Consider the following 25,822-nt stretch of genomic DNA (forward strand, 5'->3'; position numbering starts at 1 on the left):
CCGCTTCCTTCGGGGGGTTTCGGCCCAATCTAGCGCCTGCGCCGGGCGTGGCAACGGTCAGGGCGCCGCAGCCTATTCGCGACCGCGCAACACCTGTGCCGGGCGCCCCGCCAGCGCGGGCCAGGCAAAGGCCAATCCGGCCAGCAGCGTGGCCGCGATCCCGCCGCCAACGATCAGCGCGGCAGAAAGCGGCTCAAAATGAAAATCGGCCTCCATCACAAAGCGCATCACCGCCCATCCGGCCAGCCCACCGGCCAGAACCGCGACCAGCCCCGCCGCCGCGCCCAGGATCACCGCGCGCAGGGCAAAGGACCGCAGGATCAGCAGCCGCTCGGCGCCCAGCACCTTGAGGACCGAGGCCTCGAACACCCGCGCCTTCAGCCCCGCCGCCGCAGCGCCGATCAGCACGAAGAACCCGGCGACCAGCGACGCCAGCGCGCCATAGGTGATGGCGCTGGCCATGCCGCCCAGGATGCCCGCCACGCGGTCGACGGCATCGCGCACCCGGATCGCGGTCAGGTTGGGATAGGCCCGCGCCAGATCGCGCAGCAACGGCGCCTCGGCCGCCGCATCGGCATAGACGGTGGCGATATGGGTGTGCGGCGCGCCCTGCAACGCGGCGGGGTCCAGCACCATCACGAAACCGATCCCGGCGGTGGAAAAATCGACCTCGCGAAAGGACGTGATCCGCGCGGTGATGTCCCGGCCCAGGATGTTGACGGTGACCCGATCGCCCAGCTTCAGGCCCATTTCCAGCGCCTCTTCCTCGGCAAAGCTCATCAGCGGCTCGCCGGTATAGTCCGCGGGCCACCAATCGCCCTGCGTCACCCGCGTGTTGGGCGGCGGCGCGGCGGCATAGGTCACGCCGCGATCCCCGCGCAGGACCCAGTGATTGCCCGCAACCTCGCGCGCGGGTTTGCCGTTGATGCGGGTGATCACGCCGCGCAGCATCGGCGCGGTATCCACGCGGGAAATGCCCGGGTCCGACCCGGTGCGGTCCAGGAAACCCGCCAACTGGTCGGGCTGGATATCCACCATGAAATAGGATGGCGCGACCTCGGGCAGCTCCCCCGAAATCGCCGCCCGAAGGTTGGTGTCGATCTGGCCCACAGCCGCCAGCACCGACAGGCCCAGCCCCAGCGACAAGACGACCGACGCGGCCTCACCCCCCGGCCCCGCCACCGCGCCCAGCGCAAGGCGCAGCGCAGGGTGGCCGCGCACCGCAGCGGACCGCGCGGCGCGCCGCGCCAGCCGCCGCACCAGAAACGACGCAATCCACAGGATCACCAACGCGCCGACAATCCCCGCCGCCGCCCAATAGGTCAGATAGGCGACACCGGAAAGCTGCGCGGCAATGACGACCAGCGCCAGCGCGGACAGGGCAATCGCGGCCAACGCGCCCAGCCCGGGCCGGCCCCGCACCCCGCCCGCCGCGTCACGATACAGCGCCGCCGCGCGCACCCCTTGCGCTCGCGACAGCGGCCAGAGCGTGAAGATCAGCGCCGTCAACAGGCCGTAAAGCGCGGCCTCGGCCAACGCGCCAGGTTGCAGGGCAAAGTCCACCGGCAGCGGCAGCTTCGCCGCGATCAGCGGCGCCAGCAGCAGCGGCAGCGTCCCGCCCAGCACCACGCCCGCCGCGATGCCCAGCACCGCCAGCGCCCCGATCTGCAGGAAATAGGTCAGGAAGATCACCCGCCGCGTCGCGCCCAGGGTCTTCAACGTGGCGATCACCGCCGTCTTGCCATCCAGATAGCTGCGCACGGCGGCGGACACACCCACACCACCGACGGCCAGCCCCGCCAGCCCGACCAGCACCAGGAACGCGCCCATCCGCTCGACAAACCGCGACAGGCCCGGCGCGGCATTGCGGCTATCGCGCCAACGCAGCCCGGTGTCGCGGAAAAGCGCCTCTGCCTGCGCCTCCAACGCCGCAAGATCGCTGCCTTCGGGCAGTTTCAGGCGATAGCGGCTTTCGTAAAGCGTGCCCGGCGCCAAGAGGCCCGAGCCATCCAGCGCCGCAGTCCGCACGATGGTGCGCGGGCCCAGCGAAAAGCCGCTGCCCGCGCTGTCAGGCTCGACCGCCAGAATGGCGCGCAGCTCATACTCGGCGGTGCCCAGCCGGAACGTGTCACCGGGGCGCAGGCCCAGACGGTCGACCAGCACCCGATCCATCACCGCGCCATTGCCGGCCAGCGCGTCGGCCAGCGACATCGGGGGGTCCAGCACCGGCTGGCCATAAAGCGGCCATGCATCGTCGACGCCCTTCACCTGTGTCAGCGCGCGTTCCTCATCCGGCTGCGCGCCGACAACGGCCATCGACCGAAAATCCACGATCTCGGACACCGCATCTGCGTTGCGGCGCATCCAGTCGCGTTCCTCGTCCGAGGCAAAGCGATAGGTGAAGCGCAGTTCGGCATCGCCGCCCAGCAGCACCGCACCCTGCCCGCGCATCCCCTGTTCGACGCTTTCGCGCACGGTGCCCACGGCGGCAATCGCCGCCACGCCCAATGCCAGACACACCAGAAAGACATAAAACCCGCGCAGCCCGCCGCGCAGCTCGCGCCCGGCCAGGCGCGCGGATTGCCGCAGGCTCATTCCGCGGCGTCCCGTTCGGCGGCATCCGCGTCAATGCGCCCGTCGCGCAGCCGCACCACCCGGTCGCACCGTGCCGCCAGTTCCGGGGCATGGGTCACCATGACCAGCGTCGCTCCATACCGGTCGCGCAAATCGAACAGCAAATCCATAATCGCCGCGCCATTGGCGCCATCGAGGTTGCCGGTGGGTTCATCCGCCAGCAAAAGCTGCGGCTCTGGTGCGGTGGCTCGGGCCAGCGCGACACGCTGCTGCTCGCCACCCGACATCTGCGCCGGGTAATGATCCACCCGCGCGCCCAGGCCAACCGCCTGCAAGGCCGCGCGCGCCTTGTCAAAAGCATCGCGATCCCCCGAAAGCTCCAGCGGGGTTGCCACGTTTTCCAGCGCCGTCATGGTCGGGATCAGATGGAATGACTGGAACACCACGCCCACATGGCCGTTGCGGAACCGCGCCAGCGCATCCTCGTTCATCGCCGACAGGTCGTGCCCCATCGCCTGAACCTGACCGCCGGTCGCGCGCTCCAACCCCCCCATCACCATCAGAAGCGAGGATTTGCCCGACCCCGACGGTCCCACCAGCCCCATGCTTTCGCCCGGCTGCACATCCAGCGATATTCCGTGCAGGATATCGACCGCACCGGCATTGCCCGACAGGGTCAAGTGGACATCGCGCAAGGAAAGCATAGGTGTGGTCATGTCAAATCCGGTAATCAAAGCCGTCTAAAGCGATATGGGGCCATCCTGATGATCCGCAAGTTTCTGATAACACTGTGCCTGTGCATATCCGGTGCAGGCGTTGCGCAAGCAGGGGCGATCACCATCGCCGCGTTGGGCGACAGCCTGACCCAGGGTTACGGCCTGCCGCCCGAGGACGGGTTCGTGCCACAGCTGCAATCCTGGTTGGACGATCAGGGGCGCGACGTGACGCTGATCAACGCGGGCGTGTCGGGCGACACCACGGCGGGTGGGCTGTCCCGCGTGGCCTGGACCCTGACGCCCGAGGTCGACGCGCTGATCGTGGCACTTGGCGGCAATGACCTGCTGCGCGGGATCGCGCCGGAAACCGCGCGCGCCAATCTGGACGGGATATTGTCGGCCGCCGAAGCCCAGGGGGTGCCGGTCCTGCTGGTGGGGGTCGCCGCGCCCACGAATTACGGCCCCGACTACAAACAGGCGTTCGACGCGATCTATCCCGATCTGGCGCAGAAACACGATGCGCTGCTGTTTCCCGCGTTCCTCGACCCGCTGCTGGCCGCTGCCCCCGACCGCGCGACCGCGATCCGCGATTTCATCCAGGGCGACGGCATCCACCCCAACGCGCAGGGCTTTGCGGTGATCGTCGCCGCCATTGGCCCCACGGTGCTGGACCTGATCGAGCGGGCGGAATAGCCCTCAGGCGCCGATAAAGTCGAAGAACCCTTCGCCCGCCTGCGCCCGCAGCGCGGCACCCATTTCCCGGCCCAGTTCCGCGCCATCCTCGATGGGGGCGGTGCGCGCATCGCTCAGCGCCTCGGACCCGTCGGGGCGCAGGATCTCGCCCCGCAGGCGGATCTGCCCGCCCTCGATCTCGGCCAGACCGGCAATCGGGGTCTCGCACGAGCCATCCAGCGCGCCCAGGAACGCGCGTTCCGCCGCCAGCCGCTGCGCGGTCTCAGCATGGTGAATCGCCTCGAGCAGCCCAGCGGTATTGGTGTCGTCGATCCGCCGTTCGATCCCGATGGCCCCCTGCGCCACGGCGGGCAGCATATCCTCGGGCGCAATCGGGGTCTTGGGCACATCGGCCATGTCCAGCCGGTTCAGCCCCGCCATCGCCAGAAAGGTCGCCTTGGCCACGCCCTCTTCCAGCTTGCGCAGGCGGGTCTGCACGTTGCCACGGAACTCCACCACCCGCAGCCCGGGCCGCCGGTGCAGCAACTGCGCCTTGCGCCGCAGGCTGGATGTGCCCACCACATCGCCATCGGCCAGCGCGGTCAGCCCGTCGCCCTGATGCGACACGAACGCATCGCGCACATCCTCGCGCGGCAGGAAACAGCTCAGGCACAATCCATCGGGCTGTACCACCGGCATGTCCTTCATCGAATGCACGCCGATATCGATCTGCCCCTGCAACATCGCTTCTTCGATTTCCTTGGTGAACAGGCCCTTGTTCCCGATCTCTTTCAGCGGGCGGTCGGCCTCGATCATCCGACGATTGTCGCCGGTGGTCTGGATCACGACGATCTCGAACGCCTCTTCAGGCAGGTCGAACGCCCGCGACAGGCGCGCGCGCGTCTCATGGGCCTGCGCCAGCGCCAGCGGCGAGCCGCGCGTGCCGATCCGAAGGGGTGAGGCGGGGGTGGGCAAATTCAGCGTCATGCGCCACCTCTAGCGCCGCTGCGGCGTCCTGACAACTCGGTCAGGGTTGACACCGCGTCGCAACCCGGCGACCAAACCCCGACCAAAGCGAAGCGGGGACAGGACATGGCCGACACGAAAAAGCTGATGCTGCGGGCGCTGGCGGGGGAAACGCTGCCCGTGCCGCCGATCTGGATGATGCGCCAGGCCGGGCGTTACCTGCCCGAATACCGCGCCACACGGGCGCAGGCGGGCGATTTCCTGTCGCTGTGCTATAACCCCGAGCTTGCGGCCGAGGTCACGCTGCAACCGATCCGCCGCTATGGGTTCGACGCGGCGATCCTGTTTGCCGATATCCTGCTGCTGCCGCAGGCCTTGGGGGCCGATCTGTGGTTCGTCACCGGCGAAGGCCCGCGCCTGTCCACGATCACCACGCCGGACGAGTTGGCGAAGCTGAAACCGGTCGAGGCGATCCACGACACGCTGAACCCGATCTATGAAACCGTGCGCATCCTGTCGCGCGAACTGCCCAAGGAAACCACGCTGATCGGCTTTGCCGGCGCGCCCTGGACCGTCGCCACCTATATGATTGCCGGTCGCGGCACCCCAGATCAGGGCCCCGCGCACCAGCTGATCGCCGAGGATCGCGCAACGTTCGAAGGGCTGCTGGACCGCCTGACCGAAGGCACGATCGACTACCTGTCGAAACAGATCGAGGCCGGGGCCGAGGTCGTGAAGCTGTTCGACAGCTGGGCCGGATCGCTGAAGGGCGCCGATTTCGACCGCTATGCCCTGGAACCCGCCAAGCGCATCATCGCCGCGCTGAAATCCCGCCACCCCGACACACCCGTCATCGCCTTCCCGCGCGAGGCTGGCGAGCGCTATGTCGGCTTCGCCAAGGCCACCGGCGCCGATTGCGTTGCGCTGGACAATTCCGTCAGCCCGGAATGGGCCGCCGAACATGTTCAGGTCGATGGCTGCGTGCAGGGCAACCTGGCCTCAAGCCACATGGTCACGGGCGGCCAGGCGCTGGTGGATGAAACCCGCCACATCGTGCAGGCCTTCTCCAAAGGCCCTCATATCTTCAACCTGGGCCACGGGATCACCCCGGATGCCGATCCTGCGAATGTCCAGCTGATGATCGATACGGTGCGGGGCGGGTGACGACCCTACACACCGAATTTCGAAACGTTAAAAAGGGCTCAGTATTGGACCGCGTCGAAGCTTACAAGTTACTGGTCGAGAAAATGCATGCCTTGGCGGAACAGATTGACCGAGAACCCGAAACCCTAAACGAGGACCTCGTCGAACACGTTGCCGAAGGACGCAACCATCAGAGCTATACGATTGAAATCAGAATCGAACGTTCACGTGAAGGCGCGCTTGCCTTGCTTGGAAGCATCCACGACAACAACACGAACAAATTTTCATTGCTGGAAGAACGGTTGGAACTGGACTCTCGCACCTGACGAAACCGGCCGAAAACAGCCTGATCCCGCGCCCCTTCATTGTTCCTGAAAATACTCCGGGGTGAATGCCCCGGACCCGTCCGGGGCAGAGGGGCAGCGCCCCTTCCCCACCGTTTTCACACCCACTTAGCCAGCGGCGGCAGGCTCATCAGAACCGCATTCGCGTCGTGGCCGGTTTCCAGCCCGAACTTGGTCCCTCGGTCATAGACCAGGTTATATTCCGCATAAAGCCCGCGATGGATCAGCTGGGTGTCCTTGTCGCCCTCGGTCCAGGGGGTGTCCCGCCGCTTCTCGGTCACGGGCACGAAGGCGGGCAGGAACGCACGGCCGACATCCTGGATAAAGGCGAAATCGGCTTCCCAGTCACCGCTGTTGTGATCGTCCAGGAAGATGCCACCAACCCCGCGCGCGCGGCCGCGATGCGGGACAAAGAAATACTCGTCCGCCCACTCCTTGAACCGGGGATAGAAGCCCGCATCATGCCGGTCGCAATGCGCTTTCTGCACCGCATGGAAATGCGCGGTATCCTCGTCATATTCGATGCAGGGGTTCAGGTCCGATCCGCCGCCGAACCACCAGGCGCCCGGGGTCCAGAACATGCGCGTGTTCATATGGACCGCCGGTGTATGCGGGTTTTGCATATGCGCCACCAGGCTGATACCGCTGGCCCAGAAGCGCGGATCGCTGTCCATTCCCGGCTTGCCGCGCGCCGCCATTGCCTTTTGCGCCCGCTCGCCCAGCGCGCCATAGACGGTCGAGACATTGACGCCCACCTTTTCGAACACCCGGCCGCCGCGCATCACGCTCATCAAGCCGCCACCGGCGTCGGACCCATCGGGTGATTTGCGTTTGGTTTCCGTCACCTCGAACCGGCCCGCGGGCCGGTCGGCAAAGGGCCCTGCGGCCTGGCTGTCTTCCAGCCCCTCGAACGCGGCGACGATCTGGTCGCGCAGCTCGCGGAACCAGGCGGAGGCGCGGGCCTTGCGGTCTTCAAACGGGTCGGACATCATCGAAACTCCCTGATCTTGCGCCGGGGCTAGCAGCTTTGGCGCGCGCCCACCAGTGGCGGCTTGCCACAGCGTCGGACTTTTCCCCGGGCGCGCAATGCCTATATGATGGGCGTGATCCAGTGAAAGGTAAGCCGATGCGTCATCTCATCCTGCTTGCGCTGCTTCCGCTTGCAGCCTGCGCCACACCGGGGCAACGCTGCGAACGCGCCGCGACCGAGGATCTGCGCGTCATCGACCTGTTGATCGCCGAGACCGAGGCGAATATCGCCCGCGGCTATGCCATCACCCGCGAGGTCGACACCAGCCCGCGCCTGCGGGTCTGCTATGGCCAGGGCTGGGGCCATCACAGCCGCACCGGCGTCGTGTTCTGCAACCGCAACGAAACCGTGGTGCGCGACCGGCCCGTGGCCATCGACCTGAAGGTGGAAGAGGCGAAGCTGAAATCGCTGCGCGCGAAACGCAACGAAACCGCCAGCCGCGCCGCCCGCCGGATCGCCGCCTGCCGCCAGCAATACCCGGTGGAGGGCTGAGCGCCCGGGGATCAGTGCGCGGGCGCGCCCACCGCATCCAGCAGGGTCCGCCCGCCATCGACGGTCACGATCTGACCGGTCATGAACCCTGCGCTGTCGGATGCCAGGAACTGCACCGCCTCGGCCACCTCGTCGGGGGCTGCGATGCGTGACAGCGGCGTGCATTTCTGGATCTCTTCGCGGAATTCGGTGTGTTCCTTCAGCGCGCCCTTCAGGCTGGCGCTCATGACCGAACCGAAGGCCACCGCATTGACCCGGATGCGGTGCGGGGCCAGCGCCACGGCCATGGACCGGGTCATCTGGTCCAGCGCCGCGCTGGCGATGGAATAGCCCAGAAGCTCGGGCTGGGTGCGCCGCGCGGCAATTGACGACAGGTTGACGATGGCCCCCAGGCTGCCATCGCCTTCGGGATCGTCGGCGCCCTGTTTGATCATCCGCTTGGCGATCACCTGGGTCAGCCGCAGGCTGGTCATCAGGTTCTGATCCAGCAGCGGCATGACCTCGTCCGCATCGGGGTCCAGCGGATCGGAGACCATCATCTGCCGGCTGGCATTGATCAGGATATCCACCCGGTCGAACGCATCGATCGTCGCCGACAGCAGGTTGGCGACGGTCAGACGCTCGCGCAGATCACCGGCATAGTAACGGATATTCCCCTCGCCCTCGGCCAGATCGCCGAACTCGGCCTCCAGCCGGGTCTCGTCGATATCGGCGCACATGACATTCGCGTTATGATTGGCAAAATGGCGCGCAATCGCCAGACCGATGCCATTGGCCGCCCCGGTGACGATCGCGGTCTTTCCGGCAATCGAAAAACTCATGCACGACTCCCCTGTTCCAGTTGGCGCAGCCTAGCCCGTTTCATCGGCCCCGGCGAGGGGCGGTTTGCGGCCCGGTCGCGCAGAGCAGCTTGAACCGGTTGTCGCCGCCGATCTCTTCGGTCTTCGCAAAGAATTCGCCCAACGCCCGCTCATAGGGCAATTGCCGGTTGGCCACCAGCCACAGCGCCCCGCCCGGCCGCAGGATCCGCGCCGCATTGCGCAGAAACGCCACGCCCAGCCCCGGATCGGCGGCGCGCCCGGTGTGGAAGGGCGGGTTGGTGATCACCGCGTCATAGCCGCGATCGGCCCCGAACGCGGTGGCATCGGCCCAGTGAAACCGGGCGCGCGGGTCGGTGACGTTCCGGCGCGCGCAGTCCAGCGCGGTGTGATCGGCCTCGACCAGGTCGATCTGCGTGATGCCGGGCCGTTCCAGCGCGCGGGCCGACAGATATCCCCACCCCGCGCCCAGATCGGCCACGCAGCCTTTCAGCGTCGCGGGCAGCGCATCGGCCAACAGGGCCGAGGCCGGATCGACCCCATCGGCGGAAAACACCCCCGGCGCGGTCACGAAGCCGCCCGGCACGGTCACCGCGCCCGCCCGCCAGTCGCCGAAGCCGTCACCGGGCGCGTGAATCGCAAAAATCTTGCCGTGGGACTTCGACACCGCCGCCGAACACTCCGCCCGCGCCCGGCTGGCCTTGAACAGGCTGTCGATCCCGTCGGTCTTTTGCCCGTCGATCAGCAGCACACCGTCCGGCACCAGCTCAGCCGCCTGTGCCACCATCATGCGCGCCAGATCCTTGGCCCGGGGCACGAACACCACCGCCGCGGCATAGTCCCCCACGGGCGCCACGGCACAGTCATAGCCACGCGCGGCCCAGGCATCGTGATCGGGCTTGAACCCCTGGATCACATGCACCCGGTCCTGCGGCAGCGCCGACAGATCGGCGGCGGCGGTGGGCGCGAAAACGGCAATCCGGCCCGCAGGCGGCAACAGCCCGGGATCCGCATCCAGCATCAGGGTCAGTCGAGTGTCGGCCATGGGATCAGGCGCGCGCGCCTATTCCTTTTCCATCGTGCATTGCAGCGGATGCTGGTGCCGGCGGGCGAAATCCATCACCTGCGACACCTTGGTTTCGGCCACCTCATAGGAAAACACGCCCACAACGGCGACACCCTTCTTGTGCACCGTCAGCATCAGCTCGAACGACTGCGCGTGGTTCAGGCCGAAGAACCGTTCCAGGATATGCACCACAAATTCCATCGGCGTATAGTCGTCGTTCAGCAGCAGGACCTTGTAAAGCGGCGGGCGCTTGGTCTTCTGCCGGGTTTCGGTCAGAATACCGGTATCCGACCCGTCATCGTGGTCGGAATCGTCGCTCATCAGGATCACGGCATGTTTGCTCATGCGCGGCTCCACTGGTTGCAATCGTCATGGCTTGAGCACGTTTATATAAGCGCGATAGGGTCGCTGAAAAGGCCCATCCTTGGGCGCATTGTCACGAAGACGGCAAAACATGACCTCTGGACTGACGACAATCGGGTTCGATGCCGATGACACGCTGTGGCATAACGAGCGTTTCTTTCAGCTGACCCAGGCGCGATTTGCCGAATTGCTGGCCGATTTCGCCGCGCCAGAGCACCTGCACGACCGGCTTCTGGCGGCCGAACGGCGCAATCTGGGGCATTACGGTTTCGGGGTGAAGGGCTTTGTGCTGTCGATGATCGAAACCGCGATCGAGGTTACCGAGGATCGCGTGCCCGCCCCGGTGATCCGGCAATTGCTGGAGGCCGGGCAGGACATGCTGCGCCACCCGATCGAGCTTTTGCCCCATGTGCAGGACACCATCGCCGCGCTTGCCGATGACTTCACCCTGCTTCTGATCACCAAGGGCGACCTGCTGGACCAGGAACGCAAGCTGGCGCAATCGGGACTGGGCGATCTGTTCGACGGGGTCGAAATCGTGTCCGACAAGACGGCGCAGACCTATACCACCGTTTTCGCCCGTCATGGCAGCGGTGCTGCCCGCGCGATGATGGTCGGCAACTCGCTGCGATCCGACGTGATCCCGGCGATACGGGCCGGGGCCTGGGGCGTGCATGTGCCCCATGACCTGACCTGGGCGCTGGAACATGCGCAGCCGCCGCAGGACAGTCCGCGGTTCCGCGAAATGTCGCATCTGGGAAAATTACCCGCCCTGATCGCCGAGATCGGCTAACATCTAGTGGCTGGCCACAGCCCACCCACACCATCTTGGTCGCATCTGCGCATCAGCCCGAAACCCGTTGAAAATAAGATGTTTTCGGATTGCCGATGCTGTGTTACGTTTTGCGTAATGAAAAATGTCGACCGGGAAAACCCGGCGGCTTGAGGCAGAAAAAGGCAATCGTCGTGTTTGACACGGGGCAGTGGGTCCGCAACGGGCTGACGTTTCTATTCCTATTGACGCTCGCCATCTGGGTGCCGCGCGACGCTATGTCGGCGCCCTATGCGGCGATGGTGGTCGATGCCCGCTCGGGCGAGGTTCTGCATTCGCGCAATGCCGATACCCGCCTGCATCCGGCATCCCTGACCAAGATGATGACGCTTTACATTGCGTTCGAAGCGGTCGAGCGGGGCGAGATCTCGCTCGACACGATGGTGCGGATTTCCAAGACGGCGGCGGCGGAACCCCCGTCCAAGCTGGGGCTGCGGGCCGGGCAACAGATCAAGCTGCGCTATCTGATCCGGGCGGCGGCGGTGAAATCGGCCAATGACGCGGCCACCGCCATCGGCGAGGCGATCGAGGGCAGCGAGGCCGCCTTTGCCCGCCGCATGAACCGCACCGCCAAGGCCCTGGGGATGAGCCGCACCAGCTTCAAGAACGCGCATGGCCTGACCGAAAACGGCCACCTGTCGACGGCGCGGGACATGACCACGCTGGGCCGGCACCTGTTTTACGACTATCCCGAATATTACAACCTGTTCTCGCGCAAATCGACCAATGCGGGCATCCGCGAGGTCGCCAATACCAACCGCCGCCTTCTGGGCAGCTATCGCGGCGCGGACGGGATCAAAACCGGCTATACCCGCGCGGCAGGCTTCAACCTGGTCGCATCGGCACAGCGCGGGCGGGAACGTATCATCGCCACCGTTTTCGGCGGGCGGTCGTCGGCCTCGCGCAATGCCAAGGTCGCCGAATTGCTGGATCTGGGCTTCAGCCGCGCGCCCAGCCGGGTTGCCGTGCGCAAGCCCGCGCGGCCCAACTATGCCTCGGTCAAGGTGGCGCAAAGCTCTGGCAATGCGGGCAAGACGATCCGGCTGGTCACGGCGATCACCAAATCGCACCGGCCCGCCGCGCGTCCGGGCCAACAGCCGCAGCAGGCCACGCCGATGCCGTCGCCGGAATTGCTGGCCAGCATGCAGGATGACATCCTGGACGCGGTGAAAGAGGCGACCGAGGCCCCCGCGCCCGCCGCCAAGCCAGAGCCGAAACCCGAACCCGAAGCGGAAATCCTGGTGGCCAAGGTCACGACCGTACCGGAACCCGCCGCGATCGCCATCGCCCCCGCCGCCCGTCCGCGGGCGCGCAAGATCGTTCTGGCCTCGCTGGAGCCGACCCGCGCCGCCGATCCGGACAAACCCGAGGTGGTGACCCGGATCTCGACCTCGGGCGGACGGCATTGGGGGATCAATGTCGGACGCTATGGCTCGCGTCATCAGGCAGAAAGCACCCTGCTGCGCACCGCGCTCGAGGAGCTGGGCACGCTGGACAACGCCCTGCGCAAGGTGGTGCAGAACCCACGCGGGTTCGAGGCGAATTTCGTCGGCATGACCCAGGATCAGGCCGCGCTGGCCTGTCGCCGGCTACAGGCGCGCGGCAGCGAATGTTCGACCTTCGGGCCTGGCTGAACGCGGCCACATCCCCAAAACCGAAACGCCCGCCTTGCAGCGGGCGTTTTTCTTTTGCGGCCCGGTCAGGGGCGCGGGTGATCGTCCCAGTCGTCGCTCAGGATGCGGCGGCTGTCGCCTTCGGGATCGTCGAACTGGCGGCTGCGCAGCGCCCAGAAGAACGCGGCCAGCCCCAGCCCGCCCAGAAACAGCGAGATCGGGATCAGATATACCAGCATTTCCATCGGGTCACCTCAGCCGCAGCGCGTTCAGCGAAACGGTAATCGAACTGGCCGACATCGCCAAGGCCGCCGCCAGCGGCGTGGCAAAGCCCAGCAGCGCCACGGGCACGGCAATCGCGTTGTAAAGCGCGGCGATGGAGAAGTTTTCCTTGATCCGGCGCGTGGCCTTTTGCGCCGTCGTGATCGCCGCCGGAAGCGGCGACAGGTCCTTGCCCAGCAGCACGATATCCGATGCCACCCGCGCGGCATCCAGCGCCGAGGCGGGCGAGATCGACACATGCGCCGCTGCCAGCGCGGCGGTGTCGTTCAGACCGTCGCCCACCATCAGCACCCGCGCGCCATCCGCGCTCAGCCCGGTGACATGCGCGGCCTTGTCGACGGGCAACACACCCGCCTGCCAATGGGTGATGCCCAGCCGGTCGGCCAGATCGCGCACCGGTCCTTCGGCATCGCCGGACAACAGGTGGACGGCCATGCCCTGTGCCTGCAACGCGGCGACCGCCGCTGCCGCGCCGGGACGCAGCGCGTCGGCAAAGGTGAACTCCACCGGCGCGCCCTGCCCGATCTGCAACCAGGCCGCTGTTGTGGTGCCAGAGGACGCGCCGACCCATTCGGCCCGGCCCAGACGCACGGTTTCGCCGCCCAACCGCCCCTCGACCCCATAGCCGGGCTTTTCGCGGATATCGGACAGGCGGGCGGGTTTAATCCCGGCTTGATCCGCCGCCCTGGCCAGCGCGCGCGCCAGCGGATGGGCCGATGCCCCCGCCAGCGCCAGCGCGATTTCCAGCACCCGGCGCGGATGATCGCCCAGATTGGTGGGTTCCGGCGCGCCTTCGGTCAAGGTGCCGGTCTTGTCGAAAACCACGGTATCGACCTCGGCCAGGCGTTCCAGCGCGGTGCCGTGCTTGATCAGCAGCCCCCGCCGGAACAGCCGGCCCGAGGCCGCCGTCGTCACCGCAGGCACCGCCAGCCCCAGCGCACAGGGGCAAGTGATAATCAGCACCGCCACCGCGATGTTCAGCGCCAGACGCAGGTCACCGCCCGATACCCAGAGCCAGCCCAAAAAGGCGAAAAGCGCCAGCAGATGCACGCCCGGCGCATAGATCGACGCCGCCCGGTCCGCGAGCGAGGTATAGCGGTTTTTCGAGCTTTCGGCGACCGACACCAGATCGGCCATGCGGTGCAGCGAGCTGTCCTCGCCCGCCGCCGTCACCCGCACCAGAAGCGGGCCGGTCAGGTTGACCTCGCCCGCGCTGAGCACACTGTCGGGCCCGGCGAAAACCGGCAGGCTTTCCCCGGTCAAAAGCGAGCGGTCGGTTTCGCTTTGGCCTTCGACCACCACCCCATCCACGGGCAGCCGCCCGCCGGGCCGCACCCGCACCAGATCGCCCACCGCCAGATCGGCGATGGCCACGACCTCCTCGACCCCGTCCACCACACGGGTGGCGCGCGGCACCTCCAGCGCGGCCAGTTCCTCGGCCGCCGACCGCGCCACGGCGCGGGTCCGGTGATCCAGATACCGCCCTGCAAGCAGGAAGAAGGTCAGCGAAAGCGCCGCATCGAAATAGGCGTGTTGCCCCGACAGGATGGTTTCATAAAGCGACATGCCCGCCGCCAGCAGGATCGCCAGCGAGATCGGTACATCCATGTTCAGCCGCCGCGCCGACAGTGCCGCCCAGGCATTGCGGAAGAACGGCTGGGCGGAAAACGCGATGGTGGGCAGGCTGATCGCGGCGGAGATCCAGTGGAACAGGTCGCGCGTGGCATCCGCCGCCCCCGACCAGACCGCCACCGACAAAAGCATCACGTTCATCATCGCGAACCCGGCGACGGCCAGCCGCATCAGGATCTCGCGCCCCGCCTTGTCCGTCGCGGTCACCGACAACAGGCCCGCATCCAGCTCATGCGCCTCGTATCCCAGACCGTCGAGTTCGGTGATCAGCTGATCGGCTGTGATCTCGGGCGCGGCATCGACGCTGACACGCTTCAGCGTCAGGTTCACCCGCGCCGAATGCACACCCGGCACTCGCGCCAGCCCCTTTTCGACGGTCGAGATACAGCCCGCGCAGTGAATCGTCGGCAAGGACAGCAACAGTCGCGCATCGGGCTGCGCGGCGGCGGCCAGATCCTCGGCGGCGGGGGCCGCGGCACAGGCCGGACAGGCGGAAGGGCGGGCTTGGATTGCGCTGCTCATGGCTTACCCGCGCACGAACAGCTCCAGCCGCTGGCGGAAGGGCGTCCCGTCCTCGGCCCGGGCCTCGACCCGCATCATCCACTTGCCATGGTCCAGATCGATCGGCGTGGAATAGGTGCCGTTATACCCGCTGAAGACCGGCCGGATATCGTCCTGAGCCTCGGTCGTGCGGCCGATCAGAACCTCGATCGTTTCGGGGATGACCGGCTGGCCCTGGCTGTCGGTGAAATAAAGATGCAGCAGCCCCCCCTCGTACCGTGTCGCAATCGACCAGCCCAGCGCCTCTTGCGCGGCGCGGCGCTGGTCGAATTCCTGGCTGGCGACATAGCTGTTCTTGACCTCCAGCCCCGGAAAGGTGCTGACAGCCTTGACCGCCATGAAGATATTCACGCCGATGATCACCGCGAAGGCCGACACGGTGATCAGCAGAACCTTGCGTCCGGTCAGTTCCTTGGCTTCGGTCATTGGGCTCTCCCGTTGAAGACGGTGTCACTGAAGGCACGCTCGTCCGCGATGGTGTCGGTGACCCAGAACCGGAACCCGGTCCGTTCGGTCGTCGCCGGGCCGCTGCCTGCGGGGGCCACCACATAGACGCGCTGCAACTTGGTGGCATCCGCCGGGACCAGCACCGTGTCGCCATCGATCCCCTCCAGCCGGACCTGCAGGTCCTCGGCATCCGTCGCGGTGATCTGGAACGGCCGGTCATCGCCATGCTTGTTGCGCAGCCTGACATCATATGTATTGCGGATTGCGCCGTCGGACAATGTCACGAATGTGGGGTTGCGCACCGGCGACACGGTCAGGTCGATATCGGACCGCATGAACAGCGCCACGACCAGCCCGATCCCAACCGCCGACCAAAGCGCGGTATAGATCATCGTGCGCAGGCGGAAGATGTGCGTCCAGATCGAGCGCGGCTTCTCGCCCGCGCGTTCACGCGGCTCGTCGGTCAGTGCCATATAGTCGATCAGCCCGCGCGGCTTGCCGATCTTGGCCATCACGTCGTCACAGGCGTCGATGCACAGCGCACAGGTGATACATGCCAGTTGCTGGCCATCGCGGATGTCGATCCCCATGGGGCAGACATTCACGCAGGCATTGCAGTCGATGCAATCGCCCAGCTGATCGGCATCGGCGGCCTTGCGATGCTTGCCGCGCGGCTCGCCCCGCCATTCGCGATAGGCCACGGTCAGCGTATCTTCGTCCATCATCGCGGCCTGGATGCGCGGCCAGGGGCACATATAGATACAGACCTGTTCGCGCGCGAACCCGCCGAAAACGAAGGTCGTCGCGGTCAGCACGGCGATCGTGATATAGGCCACCGGATGCGCGTTCAGCGTCAGCAGATCCTTCAACAGGCTGGGCGCGTCGGTGAAATAGAACACCCAGGCTCCGCCGGTCGCCAGCGCGATCAGCAGCCACAGCACCCATTTGGTCATCCGCAGCCGCAGCTTGCGCGCGTCCCATTTGGCGTTCCACAGGCGCACGCGCTTGTTCCGGTCGCCCTCGACCCAGCGTTCCACCAGGATGAACAGGTCGGTCCAGACCGTCTGCGGGCAGGTATAGCCGCACCAGACCCGCCCCAGGGCCGAGGTGAACAGGAACAGCCCCAACCCCGCCATGATCAGCAGCCCCGCGACGAAATAGAACTCGTGCGGCCAGATCTCGATCATGAACATGAAAAACCGGCGGTTCGCCAGATCCACCAGAACCGCCTGATCGGGCAGGTTCGGCCCCCGGTCCCAGCGGATCCACGGGGTGATATAGTAGATCCCCAGCGTCACGGCCATGATCCACCATTTCAGGTTCCGAAATGTCCCGCTGACCCGCCGGGGAAAGATTGGCTCGCGCGCAGCATAGAGTTTTTCGGGGGTGTCGTCGGCTGTACTCACGGAATCGCTCCGATATCCTGGTTCGCTGAGGACGTTTATTGACAGGACAGCGGCCCGGGCACTTTGACCTAGGTCAAAACATGAATTCCCCATTCAGCAATTCCCGGCAGACGCGCGTTTTGCGTCGCGCGCGCTGGCGTGCCAAACTTGGGCACCCGGACCGTCACGGCCCGGACAGGGGAGGACATCGATGGACGAGGAATGCGACCCCGGCGTGCGCCGGTTTTCAGCCGCCGAGATCGGCGCATTGGCACATCTTTACCGCGGCGAGGTCTATCGCAGCACGATCTGGCGCACGCGGCTGGACACCACCACCAACTGGTCGGTGGTGACGCTGGGCGTCGCGCTGTCGATCTCTTTTGCCTCGCCCGGGGCGTCGGCGGTGCCGCTTTTGCTGGTCGGCATCCTGATCTGGCTGTTCGCGGTGCTCGAGGCGCGGCGCTATCGCTATTTCAATGTCTGGCGGGCACGGGCGCGGTGGATGGAAACCCATTTCTATGCGCCGATGCTGGAAGATGGCGATCTGCATGCGGAACGCAACTGGCAGAAAACCCTGGCACAGGATTACATGCGGCCCGATTACCATGTCAGCTTCGTGACCGCGCTGGGGCGGCGCATCCGGCGCAATTATCTCTGGATCCTGACGATCCAGACGCTGGCCTATATCGGCAAGCTGGTGGTGCACCCCACCGCCGTCGGCAGCTTTCAGGAACTGATACGCCGCGCCGATATCGGCCCGGTCCCGGGCGAAGCGGTGATGGGTATGGGGGTTCTTTACCTGGGCACCTGGGCCACGATCGCCTTTCTGACGCAGAAACGCGATGCGATGAAAGCCGCCCGTCGGGGACCGGGGCGGTCGCTGGGCTAGGGATTCTGGACAGAAAGCCGCAGATTGGATAAAAAAGCACCGGCCCCCCGGAAACGCGCGAACAGGATGGGGACCGGTGCCATCAACCGGGGGCCTGAGCCCCCGGAAGCCTTTTCAACTCATTCTCCGCCGCCCAGCTGGTGGACATAGCTGGCAACGGCCCGGATCTCGGCCTCGGACAGGCGTTCGTTCCAGTTCGGCATCACGCCGAAACGGGCGTTTTCGACCGTGTATTTGATCGCATCCGCGCTGCCGCCATAAAGCCAGATCGCATCCGTCAGGTTCGGTGCGCCCTGCGCACGGTCGCCGGTGCCGTCTTCCATGTGGCACGAAATGCAGTTTTCCTCGAACACGACCGCACCTTCGGTGGCCAGCGCCGCGTCGTGGTCTTGCCCCGACAGGCTTTGGACAAAGGCCACGACCTGGTCGATCTGTTCCGGCTCCAGCAGCTCGTCGCGGCCAAAGGCGGGCATTTCCGAATAGCGCGCATCGTCGCTTTCGTTCCGGATGCCGTTGGTGACGGTATAGTGGATCTCGTCGATCGTGCCGCCCCACAGCCAGTCATCGTCCAGCAGGTTGGGATAGCCCGAGGCCTGAACCCCGGCCGCACCCGACCCGTGACATTGCGCACACCAGGTCTTGAACACGGCCGCGCCACCCTGAACCGCATAGTTATGCAGATCGGGATCCTCGGTGATCGCGGCCAGTTCGACCGCCTCCAGCTCCTGCACCAGGCCGGCATTGGCCTCGTCGAACCGCGCGATCTCTTTCTCGACCTCGGCCCGGGTGGAATAGCCCAGGATGCCCGGCGTCGCCTGTTTCACCAGCGGCCAGGCGGGATACAGGACCGAATAGCCCAGCGCCCAGACGATGCAGGCATAGAAGGTATAGAGCCACCAGCGCGGCAGGGGATTGTTGTATTCCTCGATCCCGTCCCAGGAATGGCCCGTTGTTTCGACCTCGTCCGGGGCCTTGTTCTTGTTGTCCGTGCTCATGGCCGCGCCTCCTTGTCCGTGGCGGGTTTGTCTTCATGCCGGAAGGGGATGTTCGCGCTGTCCCGGTGCCCCTTGGTGCTGCCCGGGCGGAACACCCAGACGATCACACCTACGAAGAACAGGGTCAGGAACAGCAGCGCCCAACTGTCGGCGAATGCGCGCGTCAGCGAATAGGTATCCATCACTCCCTCCTCAGCGGCTCGCCACCGGCTCGAAGGTCGAGAAGTCGACCATCGTGCCCAGCACTTGCAGATAGGCGATCAGCGCGTCGGCCTCGGAAATGCCCGGCTGACCGTCGAAATTGCGCACCTGTGCCCCCGGATAACGCTCCAGCAGCCCGTCGGTATCGCCCCAGGGGTCGATCTGAACGGTGAAGTCGGCCTGCGCGTTTTCCAGCATCTCGTCGGTATAGGGCACGCCGACGAAACGATGCGTCTTCATGCTGTCTTCGATGTACTGGCCATCGATCATCCGACGCTCCAGGAACGCGTATTTCGGCATCACCGATTCCGGCACGACCGACTGCGGATCGCGCAGGTGGTCGATATGCCATTCATCCGAATAGCGGCCACCGACGCGGGCCAGGTCCGGCCCGGTACGCTTCGACCCCCATTGGAACGGATGGTCATACATCGATTCCGCCGCCAGGCTGTAATGGCCATAGCGTTCGACCTCGTCCCGCATGGGGCGGATCATCTGGCTGTGGCAGACATAGCAGCCCTCGCGGACATAGACATCGCGCCCCGCCAGTTCGAGCGGCGAGTAGGGACGCACCCCCTCGACCTCTTCGATGGTGTTCTCAAGATAGAACAGCGGGGCGATTTCCACGATGCCGCCAACGGTCACGACCAGAAAGCTGAAGACCAGAAGCAGCGTCGCGTTCTTCTCGAGGATTTTGTGTTTATCGAGGATGGACATCGTTGCCTCCGTTATTCAGCCGGAGCCGCAACCGGTGCCCGGGCTTCGGCCGGGGCAGAGGTGACGGTTTTCCAAAGGTTGTAGCACATGATCAGCGCGCCGGTGATATAGAGCAGGCCGCCTGTGCCACGCACCACATACATCGGGAACTTCGCGGCCACGGTGTCGGCGAACGAGTTCACCAAGAAGCCCTGCGCATCGACCTCGCGCCACATCAGGCCCTCCATGATGCCGGTGACCCACATGGCCGACGCGTAAAGAACGATGCCGATGGTGGCGAGCCAGAAGTGCCAGCTGACCATGCTCAGGCTATAGAGCCGCTCGCGATGCCACAGCTTGGGCACCAGGAAATAGAGCGCACCGAAGGTGATCATGCCGTTCCAGCCCAGCGCGCCGGAATGCACGTGACCGATCGTCCAGTCGGTATAGTGGCTGAGCGAGTTCACCGCCTTGATCGACATCATCGGACCTTCGAAGGTGGACATGCCATAGAAGCCCACGGACACGACCATCATCCGGATCACGGGGTCGGTACGCAGCTTGTCCCAGGCGCCCGACAGCGTCATCAGGCCGTTGATCATGCCACCCCAGCTGGGCATCCACAGCATGATCGAGAACACCATGCCTAGGGTCGACGCCCAATCCGGCAGCGCGGTGTAATGCAAATGGTGCGGACCGGCCCAGATATACAGGAAGATCAGCGCCCAGAAGTGGATGATCGACAGCTTGTAGCTGAAGACCGGGCGTTCGGCCTGTTTCGGCACGAAGTAATACATCATCCCCAGGAAGCCCGCGGTCAGGAAGAAGCCCACCGCGTTGTGGCCGTACCACCATTGCGTCATGGCGTCCTGCACACCGGCAAAGACCTGAACCGATTTGGAACCGAAGATGCTGACCGGGATCGACAGGTTGTTGACCACATGCAGCATCGCGACGGTCACGATGAAGGACAGATAGAACCAGTTGGCCACATAGATATGCGGCTCTTTACGCTTGATGATCGTGCCCAGGAACACCGCCAGATAGACGACCCACACGATGGTCAGCCACCAGTCGACATACCATTCGGGCTCGGCGTATTCCTTGGATTGCGTGGCCCCCAGCAGATAGCCGGTCGCCGCCAGCACGATCATCAGCTGGAAACCCCAGAACACGAACCAGGCGGCGTTGCCGCCCCAAAGCCGTGCCGCGGATGTCCGCTGAACCACGTAGAAGGATGTGGCGATCAGGGCGTTGCCGCCAAAGGCGAAAATCACCGCCGAGGTGTGCAGCGGCCGCAGCCGCCCGAAATTGGCATACCCCTGCGCCCAGTCGAAATTCAGTTCCGGAAAGGCCAGCTGGAACGCGATGAACGTCCCCGCGGCAAAGCCGACGACCCCCCAGAAACAGGTGGCGATCACACCGGCGCGCACAACGCCGTCCATGTATTCGCCCTCTTCGACCGGTTTCGCTTCCCCCGTGCTGCGCACCGTCCAGAAAAACATGCCCGCAGCTACGGCCATGATCGTCAGCGCGTTCACAAGATAGGCTGCGTCCCGGGCATAGTTCGCGGCGATTGCGGCCAATACCGCGATCACCCCGAACAACGCCATCTTAACGTAATCCCACATCATGTGTCCCTTCGTCTTATCCGCCACGAATCGAGGTCCGGCGGTTCGTCTCCGACGTTGGGGGTATCGCTTGGGGCGCGGTCAGGCGCATTGATCCATGTCAAAACCAAACCCCGTCTGGGTTGATCCTGGTCAAAGCGTCGCAGCCGCGATCGGCGTTAGGGTTCGGGCAAGCATCCGTTCCGCCAAGGAGTATTTCGATGGCTTACAAGACGATTCTGACAACCCTGACCAGTCCCGACCTGTCCAAATCCGCTTTGGAACAGGCCATTGCCGTCGCCGCCCGGTGGCAGGCCCATCTGGAGGTGCTGTGCATCGGCGTCGACCAGACCCAGCCCAGCTTCTATTATGCGGGCGCCAACGCCATCATCCAGCAGGAAACCCTGACCCGCGCGCGCGAGGATTCCGAGGCGATCGAGGCCGCGGTACAGGCCCGGCTGCGCCCCGAAAGCATCGCCTGGAGCACCGAGCCCGGCGTCGCCCAGATCGTCGGCCTGTCGCAGATGGTGGCCCAGCACGCCCGGTTCGCGGATCTTGTGGTGTTGCCGCCGCCCTATGGCGAGGGCGCGGATCTGGCCGATGAGACCGTGGTCGAGGCCGCGATGTTCGGCGGCAAGGCCCCGATGATGATGATCCCGGCCGATTTCGCCGTCGACCAGATGGGCCGCAAGATCGTGATCGCCTGGAACCAGAGCGAGGAGTCCCTGACCGCGATCCGGCTGTCCCTGCCGCTGCTGCAACAGGCCGATCTGGTGAATATCTGCATCATCGACCCGCCGCAGCACGGCCCCGACCGGTCGGACCCGGGCGGCGCGCTGTCGCAGATGCTGGCACGGCACGGGGTGCGGGCCGAAATCTCGGTCCTGGCGAAGACCATGCCGCGTGTGTCAGATGTATTGATGCGGCACATTCAGGACATCGATGCCGACATGATCGTGATGGGCGCCTATGGCCATTCGCGCTTCCGCGAAGCGATCCTGGGTGGCGCCACCCGCAGCATGCTGGAAAACTGTCCCTATCCGGTTCTGATGGCCCACTGAACCGGCCCTGGCCGATTAGCCGAAGAACCCGCCATCGGCATCGTCGCCTGTTTCGTTCAGCAGGCGGTCGATGTCGGGCACGACCACGTGGCGCTTGCCTTCAAGCTGGATCACCCCGGACTTTCTGAGCGCCGAGATCTGGCGGCTGACGGTTTCCAGCGTCAGGCCCAGGTAATCGGCCATCGCCTCGCGCGTCAGCGGCAGGTCGAACACCACCTGCCCGGCGGCACCCTGCGGCTTCAGCGACGCATCGCGGCGGGCCATGATCGCCAGCAGGCTGGCGATCTTCTCGCGCGCGGTCTTGCGGCCCAGAAGCAGCATCCATTCCCGTGCCGCATCCAGTTCGTCCAGCGTCATTTCCAACAGGCGCTGGCCGATATGCGGCGTGCGCAGCATCATTTCTTCGAACGCCTTCTTGCGGAAACAGCACATCGTGACCTGCGTGGTGGCGGTCACGTCATAAGGGGCGTGATCGCGCCCCGGGCGTCCGACGAAATCCGACGGCAGCAACAGCCCGACCATCTGGGTCCGGCCATCCTCCATCGTCTGGCTCAGGGTGGCGATCCCCTCGACCACCGAGGCGACGAAATCCATGTGATCGCCCGACCAGATGATGGTCTGCCCCACATCATAGGTGCGGTAATACTTGATCGCGTTCAGTGCATCCAGCTCATCGGACTCGCAGCGCGCACAAACAGCGCGATGCCGGATCGGACAGTTGTCGCAATCCATATGTGCCGTGGAATGTTCGTGAACCGCCATCAGAGGTCGCCCAATTTGATTTCGATCAAGGTCAATCGTAACCGAGAACCTCAACCTAGGCGAATGAAAACGGAATCGCAACTTCAGCGGCTCGGGCTTTTTGACGCGCGTGTGCCGCGCTATACCAGCTATCCCACGGCGCCGCATTTCAACGGCGCCGTCGGCGCGGAACAGATGCGCAGCTGGATCGGGGCGATCCGGCCGGGCGACACGATCTCGCTTTATCTGCATGTGCCCTTCTGCCGCCGGTTGTGCTGGTTCTGCGCCTGCCGCACCCAGGGCACCCGCACCGACAAGCCGCTGCGCGCCTATGTCGACACGCTCAAGGCCGAACTTGCGCTTCTGGCGCGCGACCTGCCCGACGGGGTCCGCCTGTCGCGGCTGCATTGGGGTGGCGGCACGCCGACGCTGCTGCACCCCGAGATGATTTCAGAGCTTTGCGCGGCGGTATTCGACACCGTTCCGCTGGACAAGGATGCCGAATTCTCGGTCGAGATCGACCCGAACGAGGTCGACGCCCCGCGGGTCGAGGCGCTGGCGCAGGCGGGGATGAACCGCGCGTCGATCGGGGTGCAGGATTTCAACGAAGACATCCAGTCGACCATCGGCCGGATCCAGTCCTATGAAACCACCCGCGACGCGGTGGAGCTGGTCCGCGCCCATGGCGTGGGCAGCGTCAATGCCGACATCCTGTTCGGCCTGCCCGGCCAGACCACGGCCCGCATCGCGGATTCGGTTCAAAAGCTGCTGTCGCTGTCGCCCGACCGCGTGGCGCTTTACGGCTATGCCCACGTGCCCTGGATGGCCAAGCGCCAGCAGATGATCCCGTCCGATGCCCTGCCCACACCGCAGGAGCGGCTGAAGCTTTTCGAAACCGCGCGGCGGCTGTTCCTGTGGGATCAGTACAGCGAGATCGGGATCGACCATTTCGCACGCATCGGCGACGGGCTGGAGATTGCCCAGCGGACCGGGCGGCTGCGGCGCAATTTTCAGGGCTATACCGACGACACCTCGCAGGTGCTGATCGGGCTTGGGGCATCGTCGATTTCGAAATTCCCCCAAGGATACGCCCAGAACGCGCCCAGCACGTCGGATTACACCCGCGCGGTCCAGGCCGGCGGATATGCCACCGCGCGCGGCCATGTGTTCAGCGCCGATGACACCCTGCGCGCCCGCCTGATCGAGGCGCTGATGTGCGATTTCCGCATCGACCGGGCCGAGATCCTGTCCCAGCACGATATCGCGCCCGACGCGCTGAACGCGCTGTTCCAATCGGTGGCCGAACCCTTTGGCGACATGGTGAAGGTGACCGATACCGGGTTCCGCATCACGCCCGAGGGGCGCCCGCTGACCCGCATCATCGCCCGTGGCTTCGATGCTTATGACCTGTCCAAGGCCGGGCACAGCTCGGCGATCTAGGGGCTAGCGGCCTTCGGCGAAATCGACCATCTGCGGCAGACAGACGCGGCGCAGGTCATAGGTCTGGCAGATATGCGCGCGGGCGGCCTGGCGCAGGTTTTGATAGCGCGCCGGGTCCTCCAGCGCCGCGATCAGGGCGCGTGACCAGGCCTCGATATCGAAGAAATCGACCAGTTGCCCATTCACCCCGTCGGTGATCACCTCTTCGACCGGCGGCGTGCGCGAGCCGATGACATGGGCGCCCAGGCTCATCGCCTCGAGCATCGACCAGGACAGCACGAAGGGATAGGTCAGATAGGCATGGACGCGGCCCACCCGCACCAGATCGCACAGCTGGCCATAGGGCAGCTTGCCCACGAAATGCACCCGCCCCAGGTCCAGCCGCCCGTCCAGTTCGGCCAGCATCCGGTCCTTCCAGGTCTGCCCCTTCGCGGGCAGCCCGCCATAGCCCGCCTCGGTCCCGCCGACGATGACCACGCGCGCATCGGGGCGCGCGTTCAGCACCTGCGGCAAGGCCCGCATGAAGATGTGAAAGCCGCGATAGGGTTCCAGGTTGCGATTGACGAAGGTGATGACCTCGTCCCCCGCACGTAACAGCGGCCCGCCACCCGGAACCTGAAACGCAGCACTCGGATCGGGCTGCAAAAGGTCGGTGTCGATCCCGTCGTGAATGACCCGCATCTTGGGGGCGTATTCGGCGGGCATCAGACCGGCCTGCCATGCGGTGGGCGCCACGGCGGCATCGCAGGTTCCCATCGCCTGCCGGATCAGCGGCTGCTGCATCAGCGTGCGCATCCGCGCGGACAGGTCATGGGGCCGGAATTCGGTGTCGAACCCCACATCCGCGCCGCTGGGCCGATAGAAATATTCGGCATAGGCCAGATGCCGGGCGTCGGGCCAGATCTCGGGCAGGAACAGGGTTTCGCCCCAGCCGAAATGGCCAAACACCACGTCGGGCGTGAAACCGTGCTGCGTCTGCAGGGTCTGGGCCGCGCGCGCGGCCGCCAGCCCGCGATCCACGTTGCGCACGATATGCCGGGCAGCGCCGCGCGGCTCGGGCGGCTCGAACGCGTATTGCATGGTGACAAACGGGGTGCGTTGCCGGTTGTTCTTCCAGGTCAGCGCCCGAACCTCGTGGCCGCGACGGCGCAGCGCCTCGGCCAGGTGTACGAACTGGCCGGGGAAATTCTGATGCACAAAAAGAAACCGCAATTCGCCCCTCCGTCCGCCTGTTAGAACGCAACAGGCGGGGG

26 protein-coding genes are annotated in these 25,822 nt (G+C 65.5%); 9 read left to right on the forward strand and 17 right to left on the reverse strand.

What is annotated here, in order from left to right:
* Positions 1-72: 72 nt before the first annotated feature.
* Both CLM60_RS12345 and CLM60_RS12350 read right to left on the reverse strand, forming a co-directional pair.
* Complete coding sequence (locus CLM60_RS12345; protein WP_095589450.1) at positions 73-2,595, reverse strand: ABC transporter permease; 2,523 nt, start codon at positions 2,593-2,595, stop codon at positions 73-75.
* A complete protein-coding gene (locus tag CLM60_RS12350) occupies positions 2,592-3,290 on the reverse strand; it encodes an ABC transporter ATP-binding protein (RefSeq protein ID WP_095589451.1) in 699 nt (232 codons plus the stop codon). The genes CLM60_RS12345 and CLM60_RS12350 overlap by 4 nt, the downstream gene beginning before the upstream one ends.
* Positions 3,291-3,338: 48 nt before the next feature.
* On the opposite strand from CLM60_RS12350, the gene CLM60_RS12355 reads away from it, so the two are divergent.
* Positions 3,339-3,983 carry an arylesterase gene (locus CLM60_RS12355; RefSeq protein ID WP_095589452.1) on the forward strand — a complete coding sequence of 215 codons (645 nt, stop codon included), beginning with the start codon at positions 3,339-3,341 and terminating at the stop codon, positions 3,981-3,983.
* Between the two features lie 3 nt (positions 3,984-3,986).
* Here CLM60_RS12355 and hemC read toward each other — a convergent pair whose 3' ends face one another.
* Entirely contained in the window at positions 3,987-4,949 is a 963-nt protein-coding gene (gene hemC / locus CLM60_RS12360) for a hydroxymethylbilane synthase (RefSeq protein ID WP_095589453.1), read from the reverse strand.
* Positions 4,950-5,054: 105 nt separating this feature from the next.
* On the opposite strand from hemC, the gene hemE reads away from it, so the two are divergent.
* Together hemE and CLM60_RS12370 are read left to right on the forward strand one after the other, a co-directional pair.
* Positions 5,055-6,092 carry a uroporphyrinogen decarboxylase gene (gene hemE / locus CLM60_RS12365; RefSeq protein WP_095589454.1) on the forward strand — a complete coding sequence of 346 codons (1,038 nt, stop codon included), beginning with the start codon at positions 5,055-5,057 and terminating at the stop codon, positions 6,090-6,092.
* A 44-nt stretch (positions 6,093-6,136) separates the two neighbouring features.
* On the forward strand, positions 6,137-6,397 hold the full coding sequence (locus CLM60_RS12370) for a hypothetical protein (RefSeq protein WP_095589455.1): 261 nt from the start codon (positions 6,137-6,139) through the stop codon (positions 6,395-6,397).
* A gap of 116 nt (positions 6,398-6,513) precedes the next feature.
* Here CLM60_RS12370 and hemF read toward each other — a convergent pair whose 3' ends face one another.
* The gene (gene hemF, locus CLM60_RS12375) at positions 6,514-7,404 is read right to left on the reverse strand and encodes an oxygen-dependent coproporphyrinogen oxidase (protein ID WP_095589540.1); all 891 of its coding nucleotides are present in this window, start codon (positions 7,402-7,404) and stop codon (positions 6,514-6,516) included.
* 137 nt (positions 7,405-7,541) lie between these two features.
* Here hemF and CLM60_RS12380 point away from each other — a divergent pair, with 137 nt between their 5' ends.
* On the forward strand, positions 7,542-7,937 hold the full coding sequence (locus CLM60_RS12380) for a hypothetical protein (RefSeq protein ID WP_176473866.1): 396 nt from the start codon (positions 7,542-7,544) through the stop codon (positions 7,935-7,937).
* Positions 7,938-7,948: 11 nt separating this feature from the next.
* On the opposite strand, the gene CLM60_RS12385 is transcribed toward CLM60_RS12380, so the two are convergent.
* The 3 genes from CLM60_RS12385 to clpS are packed head-to-tail and all read right to left on the reverse strand — an operon-like array spanning position 7,949 to position 10,166.
* Positions 7,949-8,758, reverse strand: coding sequence for an SDR family NAD(P)-dependent oxidoreductase (locus tag CLM60_RS12385; RefSeq protein ID WP_095589456.1), 810 nt, complete (start codon positions 8,756-8,758; stop codon positions 7,949-7,951).
* Between the two features lie 40 nt (positions 8,759-8,798).
* Complete coding sequence (locus CLM60_RS12390) at positions 8,799-9,800, reverse strand: class I SAM-dependent methyltransferase (RefSeq protein WP_095589457.1); 1,002 nt, start codon at positions 9,798-9,800, stop codon at positions 8,799-8,801.
* 18 nt (positions 9,801-9,818) lie between these two features.
* On the reverse strand, positions 9,819-10,166 hold the full coding sequence (clpS, locus tag CLM60_RS12395; protein WP_176473867.1) for an ATP-dependent Clp protease adapter ClpS: 348 nt from the start codon (positions 10,164-10,166) through the stop codon (positions 9,819-9,821).
* Positions 10,167-10,275: 109 nt separating this feature from the next.
* On the opposite strand from clpS, the gene CLM60_RS12400 reads away from it, so the two are divergent.
* A complete protein-coding gene (locus CLM60_RS12400; RefSeq protein ID WP_095589458.1) occupies positions 10,276-10,977 on the forward strand; it encodes an HAD family hydrolase in 702 nt (233 codons plus the stop codon).
* Between the two features lie 257 nt (positions 10,978-11,234).
* Complete coding sequence (locus CLM60_RS12405) at positions 11,235-12,650, forward strand: D-alanyl-D-alanine carboxypeptidase family protein (RefSeq protein WP_095589542.1); 1,416 nt, start codon at positions 11,235-11,237, stop codon at positions 12,648-12,650.
* A 65-nt stretch (positions 12,651-12,715) separates the two neighbouring features.
* Here CLM60_RS12405 and ccoS read toward each other — a convergent pair whose 3' ends face one another.
* The 4 genes from ccoS to ccoG are packed head-to-tail and all read right to left on the reverse strand — an operon-like array spanning position 12,716 to position 17,050.
* Positions 12,716-12,874, reverse strand: coding sequence for a cbb3-type cytochrome oxidase assembly protein CcoS (gene ccoS / locus CLM60_RS12410; protein ID WP_095589459.1), 159 nt, complete (start codon positions 12,872-12,874; stop codon positions 12,716-12,718).
* Between the two features lie 4 nt (positions 12,875-12,878).
* Entirely contained in the window at positions 12,879-15,065 is a 2,187-nt protein-coding gene (locus tag CLM60_RS12415; protein ID WP_095589460.1) for a heavy metal translocating P-type ATPase, read from the reverse strand.
* 3 nt (positions 15,066-15,068) lie between these two features.
* Positions 15,069-15,530 (reverse strand): FixH family protein, encoded by a 462-nt coding sequence (locus CLM60_RS12420; RefSeq protein WP_095589461.1) that lies wholly within the window; start codon positions 15,528-15,530, stop codon positions 15,069-15,071.
* Positions 15,527-17,050, reverse strand: coding sequence for a cytochrome c oxidase accessory protein CcoG (gene ccoG / locus CLM60_RS12425; RefSeq protein WP_095589462.1), 1,524 nt, complete (start codon positions 17,048-17,050; stop codon positions 15,527-15,529). Before ccoG ends, CLM60_RS12420 begins: the two co-directional genes overlap by 4 nt.
* Positions 17,051-17,147: 97 nt before the next feature.
* On the opposite strand from ccoG, the gene CLM60_RS12430 reads away from it, so the two are divergent.
* Entirely contained in the window at positions 17,148-17,825 is a 678-nt protein-coding gene (locus CLM60_RS12430) for a DUF2270 domain-containing protein (RefSeq protein WP_095589463.1), read from the forward strand.
* Positions 17,826-17,944: 119 nt separating this feature from the next.
* On the opposite strand, the gene ccoP is transcribed toward CLM60_RS12430, so the two are convergent.
* The 4 genes from ccoP to ccoN are packed head-to-tail and all read right to left on the reverse strand — an operon-like array spanning position 17,945 to position 21,348.
* Positions 17,945-18,820: a cytochrome-c oxidase, cbb3-type subunit III gene (ccoP, locus tag CLM60_RS12435; protein WP_095589464.1), complete on the reverse strand. Its 876-nt coding sequence runs from the start codon at positions 18,818-18,820 to the stop codon at positions 17,945-17,947.
* Positions 18,817-19,002 carry a cbb3-type cytochrome c oxidase subunit 3 gene (locus CLM60_RS12440; protein WP_095589465.1) on the reverse strand — a complete coding sequence of 62 codons (186 nt, stop codon included), beginning with the start codon at positions 19,000-19,002 and terminating at the stop codon, positions 18,817-18,819. Before CLM60_RS12440 ends, ccoP begins: the two co-directional genes overlap by 4 nt.
* A 10-nt stretch (positions 19,003-19,012) precedes the next feature.
* Positions 19,013-19,738: a cytochrome-c oxidase, cbb3-type subunit II gene (ccoO, locus tag CLM60_RS12445; protein WP_095589466.1), complete on the reverse strand. Its 726-nt coding sequence runs from the start codon at positions 19,736-19,738 to the stop codon at positions 19,013-19,015.
* 11 nt (positions 19,739-19,749) lie between these two features.
* On the reverse strand, positions 19,750-21,348 hold the full coding sequence (gene ccoN, locus CLM60_RS12450) for a cytochrome-c oxidase, cbb3-type subunit I (protein WP_095589543.1): 1,599 nt from the start codon (positions 21,346-21,348) through the stop codon (positions 19,750-19,752).
* 200 nt (positions 21,349-21,548) lie between these two features.
* Between ccoN and CLM60_RS12455 the strand changes: the two genes are divergently transcribed.
* Positions 21,549-22,388, forward strand: a complete 840-nt coding sequence (locus CLM60_RS12455) for a universal stress protein (protein WP_095589467.1) — start codon at positions 21,549-21,551, stop codon at positions 22,386-22,388.
* Between the two features lie 15 nt (positions 22,389-22,403).
* On the opposite strand, the gene fnrL is transcribed toward CLM60_RS12455, so the two are convergent.
* Positions 22,404-23,150: a transcriptional regulator FnrL gene (gene fnrL / locus CLM60_RS12460; RefSeq protein WP_095589468.1), complete on the reverse strand. Its 747-nt coding sequence runs from the start codon at positions 23,148-23,150 to the stop codon at positions 22,404-22,406.
* Positions 23,151-23,213: 63 nt separating this feature from the next.
* On the opposite strand from fnrL, the gene hemN reads away from it, so the two are divergent.
* Complete coding sequence (hemN, locus tag CLM60_RS12465; protein WP_095589469.1) at positions 23,214-24,569, forward strand: oxygen-independent coproporphyrinogen III oxidase; 1,356 nt, start codon at positions 23,214-23,216, stop codon at positions 24,567-24,569.
* A gap of 3 nt (positions 24,570-24,572) precedes the next feature.
* Here hemN and CLM60_RS12470 read toward each other — a convergent pair whose 3' ends face one another.
* Positions 24,573-25,781: a glycosyltransferase gene (locus tag CLM60_RS12470; RefSeq protein WP_095589470.1), complete on the reverse strand. Its 1,209-nt coding sequence runs from the start codon at positions 25,779-25,781 to the stop codon at positions 24,573-24,575.
* Positions 25,782-25,822: the final 41 nt, after the last annotated feature.

Origin of the sequence: Actibacterium ureilyticum, from assembly GCF_002285435.1 — a bacterium.
GTDB classification, from domain to species: domain Bacteria; phylum Pseudomonadota; class Alphaproteobacteria; order Rhodobacterales; family Rhodobacteraceae; genus Actibacterium_C; species Actibacterium_C ureilyticum.

Coding starts and splice junctions, on each gene's coding strand:
- fnrL (WP_095589468.1), bottom strand. CDS start 23,150: ATGGCGGTTCACGAACATTCCACGGCACATATGGATTGCGACAACTGT.
- clpS (WP_176473867.1), bottom strand. CDS start 10,166: ATGAGCAAACATGCCGTGATCCTGATGAGCGACGATTCCGACCACGAT.
- ccoN (WP_095589543.1), bottom strand. CDS start 21,348: ATGTGGGATTACGTTAAGATGGCGTTGTTCGGGGTGATCGCGGTATTG.
- CLM60_RS12440 (WP_095589465.1), bottom strand. CDS start 19,002: ATGGATACCTATTCGCTGACGCGCGCATTCGCCGACAGTTGGGCGCTG.
- CLM60_RS12420 (WP_095589461.1), bottom strand. CDS start 15,530: ATGACCGAAGCCAAGGAACTGACCGGACGCAAGGTTCTGCTGATCACC.
- CLM60_RS12405 (WP_095589542.1), top strand. CDS start 11,235: ATGTCGGCGCCCTATGCGGCGATGGTGGTCGATGCCCGCTCGGGCGAG.
- CLM60_RS12390 (WP_095589457.1), bottom strand. CDS start 9,800: ATGGCCGACACTCGACTGACCCTGATGCTGGATGCGGATCCCGGGCTG.
- ccoP (WP_095589464.1), bottom strand. CDS start 18,820: ATGAGCACGGACAACAAGAACAAGGCCCCGGACGAGGTCGAAACAACG.
- ccoO (WP_095589466.1), bottom strand. CDS start 19,738: ATGTCCATCCTCGATAAACACAAAATCCTCGAGAAGAACGCGACGCTG.
- hemN (WP_095589469.1), top strand. CDS start 23,214: ATGAAAACGGAATCGCAACTTCAGCGGCTCGGGCTTTTTGACGCGCGT.
- hemC (WP_095589453.1), bottom strand. CDS start 4,949: ATGACGCTGAATTTGCCCACCCCCGCCTCACCCCTTCGGATCGGCACG.
- CLM60_RS12430 (WP_095589463.1), top strand. CDS start 17,148: ATGGACGAGGAATGCGACCCCGGCGTGCGCCGGTTTTCAGCCGCCGAG.
- CLM60_RS12385 (WP_095589456.1), bottom strand. CDS start 8,758: ATGAGTTTTTCGATTGCCGGAAAGACCGCGATCGTCACCGGGGCGGCC.
- ccoG (WP_095589462.1), bottom strand. CDS start 17,050: ATGGGGAATTCATGTTTTGACCTAGGTCAAAGTGCCCGGGCCGCTGTC.
- hemE (WP_095589454.1), top strand. CDS start 5,055: ATGGCCGACACGAAAAAGCTGATGCTGCGGGCGCTGGCGGGGGAAACG.
- CLM60_RS12355 (WP_095589452.1), top strand. CDS start 3,339: ATGATCCGCAAGTTTCTGATAACACTGTGCCTGTGCATATCCGGTGCA.
- CLM60_RS12455 (WP_095589467.1), top strand. CDS start 21,549: ATGGCTTACAAGACGATTCTGACAACCCTGACCAGTCCCGACCTGTCC.
- hemF (WP_095589540.1), bottom strand. CDS start 7,404: ATGTCCGACCCGTTTGAAGACCGCAAGGCCCGCGCCTCCGCCTGGTTC.
- CLM60_RS12415 (WP_095589460.1), bottom strand. CDS start 15,065: ATGAGCAGCGCAATCCAAGCCCGCCCTTCCGCCTGTCCGGCCTGTGCC.
- CLM60_RS12400 (WP_095589458.1), top strand. CDS start 10,276: ATGACCTCTGGACTGACGACAATCGGGTTCGATGCCGATGACACGCTG.
- CLM60_RS12345 (WP_095589450.1), bottom strand. CDS start 2,595: ATGAGCCTGCGGCAATCCGCGCGCCTGGCCGGGCGCGAGCTGCGCGGC.
- CLM60_RS12380 (WP_176473866.1), top strand. CDS start 7,542: ATGCGTCATCTCATCCTGCTTGCGCTGCTTCCGCTTGCAGCCTGCGCC.
- ccoS (WP_095589459.1), bottom strand. CDS start 12,874: ATGGAAATGCTGGTATATCTGATCCCGATCTCGCTGTTTCTGGGCGGG.
- CLM60_RS12350 (WP_095589451.1), bottom strand. CDS start 3,290: ATGACCACACCTATGCTTTCCTTGCGCGATGTCCACTTGACCCTGTCG.